General features: G+C 64.6%; 4 protein-coding genes. All 4 read left to right on the forward strand.

Annotated elements, in window-relative coordinates:
• The first annotated feature begins 49 nt into the window (after positions 1–49).
• The 4 genes from AC5JJ6_RS03555 (at position 50) to AC5JJ6_RS03570 (ending at position 3,538) form a co-directional block, all read left to right on the forward strand.
• Positions 50–1,048, forward strand: a complete 999-nt coding sequence (locus AC5JJ6_RS03555) for a hypothetical protein (protein WP_496040725.1) — start codon at positions 50–52, stop codon at positions 1,046–1,048.
• An 81-nt stretch (positions 1,049–1,129) separates the two neighbouring features.
• On the forward strand, positions 1,130–1,960 hold the full coding sequence (locus AC5JJ6_RS03560; RefSeq protein ID WP_496040726.1) for a YsnF/AvaK domain-containing protein: 831 nt from the start codon (positions 1,130–1,132) through the stop codon (positions 1,958–1,960).
• A gap of 89 nt (positions 1,961–2,049) precedes the next feature.
• On the forward strand, positions 2,050–2,445 hold the full coding sequence (locus AC5JJ6_RS03565) for a YidB family protein (protein WP_496040727.1): 396 nt from the start codon (positions 2,050–2,052) through the stop codon (positions 2,443–2,445).
• A 301-nt stretch (positions 2,446–2,746) separates the two neighbouring features.
• Positions 2,747–3,538: a 2-keto-4-pentenoate hydratase gene (locus AC5JJ6_RS03570; protein WP_496040728.1), complete on the forward strand. Its 792-nt coding sequence runs from the start codon at positions 2,747–2,749 to the stop codon at positions 3,536–3,538.
• Positions 3,539–3,747 lie beyond the last annotated feature (209 nt).

A 3,747-nucleotide genomic window follows, 5' to 3' on the forward strand; every position in this document is an offset into this window, starting at 1 on the left:
TCGCCTATTCCGACCCCATCGCCCTTTTCCCCATCCAAGGATCAATGACATGGCTGAGACCATGCACCCTGACACTCCACGCAACCTGGGCGACTATGACGCTCCCCATACAAGCCCGATCGCCCCGGCCGAGGACGCCCGGACGATCATGCTGAACAAGATTTCCTGGGGCGCGGTGTTCGCTGGCGTTGTCGTCGCACTCGTCACTCAGTTCATCCTCAACATGCTGGGCATCGGCTTGGGCGCCGCCAGCCTCGAACCCAACGCAGGCGCGGCTGCAAACCCCGCCGTCTCCACCTTCTCGATCGGCGCCGGGATCTGGTTCGCCCTCTCCGGCATTCTCGCCTCGCTCGCCGGCGGCTACGCAGCGGGCCGGCTCGCGGGCAAGCCGAAGGAGTCGACCGGCGGCTGGCACGGCCTGACGGCGTGGGCGCTGACGACCATCGTCGTGCTTTATCTTCTGAGTACGGCGGTCGGCGGCATCCTTGGTGGCGCCTACCGCACGGTGACGGGCGCGCTCGGCAATGTCGCCCAGACAGTTGGAACAACGGCGCAGACGGCGGCCCAGGTGGCGGCGCCCGGTCTGCCGGGTGTCACCGATCCGTTCTCCTCGATCGAGCAGTCGATGCGTGGAGCAACCGGCGGCAACGATCCCGCAGCCTTGCGGGACGCGGCAGTCACGGCGATGCGGGCGGTGGTCAGCGGTGATCAGCAGCAGGCGCAGGAAGCACGCGAGCGTGCCGCCCAAGCGCTCGCGCGGGCACAGAACATGCCGGTCGAGCAGGCCCGCACCGAGGTCCAGCGCTATGAGCAGCAGTACCGGCAGACCATGGATCAGGCGAAGCAGCAGGCAACGCAGGCCGCCGATGCCGCTGCGGACGCCGTTTCCAGTGCCGCGCTGTTCGGTGCCTTCGGCCTCCTGCTCGGCGCTCTTGCCGGCTGGTTCGGCGGGCGCCTGGGCGTGGTCGAGCCGACGATTACATCGCGCCTTGGGCTGCCCGCTTTTAAGGGCGGGCCGCTTGGACGCCGCAACGACACGCAGTCCTAAGCGTCCATGCGGTCATTCAAGTACCAGACCGCGTCGAGCGAATACCGAACGACGTTCACCGATTTACCAGGAGCAGCAGACATGACAGTTGAAACCATCGTCGCCATCTTCGACACCGCCGCTCACGCTGACGCTGCCGTGCGTGACCTCAAGGCCGCCAATCTGCCTGCGGATGCCATCAGCCAGCATGCCGGCACATCGACATCGGGCGGCGCCAAGACGGCTCCGGCCGCACGCGAACAGGGGTTCTGGGCCAGCCTGTTCGGCGGCGAACCCGACACCGGCGCCGAGGTCTACGACCGCAGTCTCCAGAGCGGCTCGACCGTCGTCACAGTCAAGGTGGACGAGCGCCATGTCGCCCAGGTGACCGGGATCCTGGAGCAGCACGGTCCGGTCGACATCGACGAGCGGGCGGCAGGGTATGGCCTGTCGCAGACCGGCACGACCACGACGCGCGCACCGCTGGCTCAGGTGGCACCGGATACGGCTGCTAGGACCGCATCGACCGAGGGCGGAACGATCCAGCTTGCCGAGGAGCAGTTGAGTGTCGGAAAGCGTGCGATCAACCGCGGCACGACCCGGATCCGCCGCTTCGTGGTCGAGACGCCGGTCGAGGAGCAGGTTTCCTTGCGTGACGAGACGATCAGGGTCGAGCGCCGCGCCGTCACCGGCGGCAATCCGGTCACCGCGGCGGACTTCACCGAAAAAACGGTCGAGATGACCGAAACCGATGAGGAGGCCGTGGTTGCCAAGACCGCCCGCGTCATCGAGGAAGTGGTGGTGAGCAAGGACGTGACGGAGCGCGTCGAAACGATCAGGGACACCGTGCGCCGAGACGTGGTCGAGATCGAGAATATTCAGGGCGACAGGACGACCGCTCGCTCGACGACACCGCGCAATCCAAAGATTTGACCCATCATCCGTCGTGACGGACCGGCGATTTCTTCCGCCGGGATCCGGAACTTCAGATACCTCATTTTCATGTTGGACGGAGTACTGGAATGGCTCTCCTGGATCAGGTTCTCGGCAGCTTCATGGGTAGAGGCGGAAGCAGTTCCTCCCCTTTGCAGGGTGTATTGATGAGCATGCTTGGCGGTGGCCAGCAAGGTGCGATGGGTACTGGGATGGGTGGCGGCCTTGGTGGCCTTCTGGCTACTCTCCAGCAGGCGGGTCTGGGTGACATCGCGCAGTCCTGGGTAGGCCACGGCGCCAATCAACCGGTCTCGCCGGAGCAACTGCACAGCGCATTCGGTGATGATCAGGTGCAGAGCATGGCAGCGCAATCCGGCATGGGGCCGCATGACTTCCTCTCTCAGCTCAGCCAGCATCTTCCGAATGTGGTCAACAACCTGACTCCCAACGGCCGCTTGCCGGATCAGGGCGCCGCACCCTTCTGATGCACCCTTCTGATATGGAGGGTTGAGCTGGGACATCGCTTGCCATAGCTCGATCCGGCGTTGACGATGGAGACGTTCTCTCGATCATGGCACGGCAAGGCCATGGGACAGGGAACGTCTTATCGGAGAGGTTGGCGGCTTGCCGGGATCAGCTCAGCCTCCGGCAAGCCCAGGCTTAACCGATGCTACGCCATACGGTTTCGCCGATGATCTCGGCGGAGATACGGAAGCTGCGATACGGTGACCCCGCCCGTACTTTCTGGCATATTCCACCCCAATAAAAGGATTGGGGAGGAAAGTCATGCTCAGCGAAAATCATGTCCATGGAGCGTCGGACCTGCTGTTTCACCATTGGCAGGATGGCCGCCGCATGACGGCGCTGCCGCAACGGATGCGGCCGTCCACGCGTGCGGAAGGCTACGCGATACAGGCGCTTCTGGAACACAGGACCGACGAGCCCCTGTTCGGCTGGAAGATCGCCGCGACCAGCCTGGCGGGGCAGGCCCATATCGGGGTGGACGGTCCGATGGCGGGCCGGCTGCTGAGGGAGAAGGCGTTCGGCGACGGTGCCCATCTTTCGCTGGCGGGCAACGCGATGCGGGTGGCGGAGCCGGAATTCGCCTTCCGCATGGCGCGCGATCTCGTGCCCCGTTCGACCGCCTACGGCGTGGACGAGGTACTGGATGCGGTCGAAACCCTGCATCCCGCGATCGAAGTGCCGGACTCCCGTTTCGACGATTTCGTCCACGCCGGCGAGGCGCAGCTTCTCGCCGACAATGCCTGTGCCCATCTGTTCGTGCTCGGGCATGCTGCCGGGGTGCCCTGGCGGTCGCTGGATCTAGCCCATTATCCGGTGGAGGCCACGGTCAACGGCGGAACTCCCCGGACCGGCAGCGGCGAGAACGTGCTGGGAGATCCCAGGGTCGCACTGGCATGGCTTGCCAACGAACTGTCGGCGCTGGGCATCGTTCTGAAGGCCGGGCAGGTCGTGACCACCGGGACCTGCATGACGCCGATCCCGCTGGCTCCCGGTGACGAGGTCGAGGCGGATTTCGGGACTCTCGGGCGGGTGACGGTGCGGTTCACCGAGTAATACCAAGTACCGAAGATGTTGACCGGTGAAGACGCTGATGCCGTAGGTCGGTCTAGAGCGAAGCGGCAGCCGACAAGCAGGCGCGTCTATGTCGGCTGCCGCTTCGCTCTAGACCGACCTACGCGGCGAAAGTATTGTCACAGGTCAATCTCTCCGGCCCTTGGTATAAGAGGATGTTGAGTTGAAGACGCGCCAAATTTTCGCGATGG

The organism is Skermanella sp., assembly GCF_059503625.1.

Excerpts from the sequence above, each read along its gene's own strand:
- AC5JJ6_RS03555 (WP_496040725.1), top strand. The coding sequence starts at position 50 with ATGGCTGAGACCATGCACCCTGACACTCCACGCAACCTGGGCGACTAT.
- AC5JJ6_RS03560 (WP_496040726.1), top strand. The coding sequence starts at position 1,130 with ATGACAGTTGAAACCATCGTCGCCATCTTCGACACCGCCGCTCACGCT.
- AC5JJ6_RS03565 (WP_496040727.1), top strand. The coding sequence starts at position 2,050 with ATGGCTCTCCTGGATCAGGTTCTCGGCAGCTTCATGGGTAGAGGCGGA.
- AC5JJ6_RS03570 (WP_496040728.1), top strand. The coding sequence starts at position 2,747 with ATGCTCAGCGAAAATCATGTCCATGGAGCGTCGGACCTGCTGTTTCAC.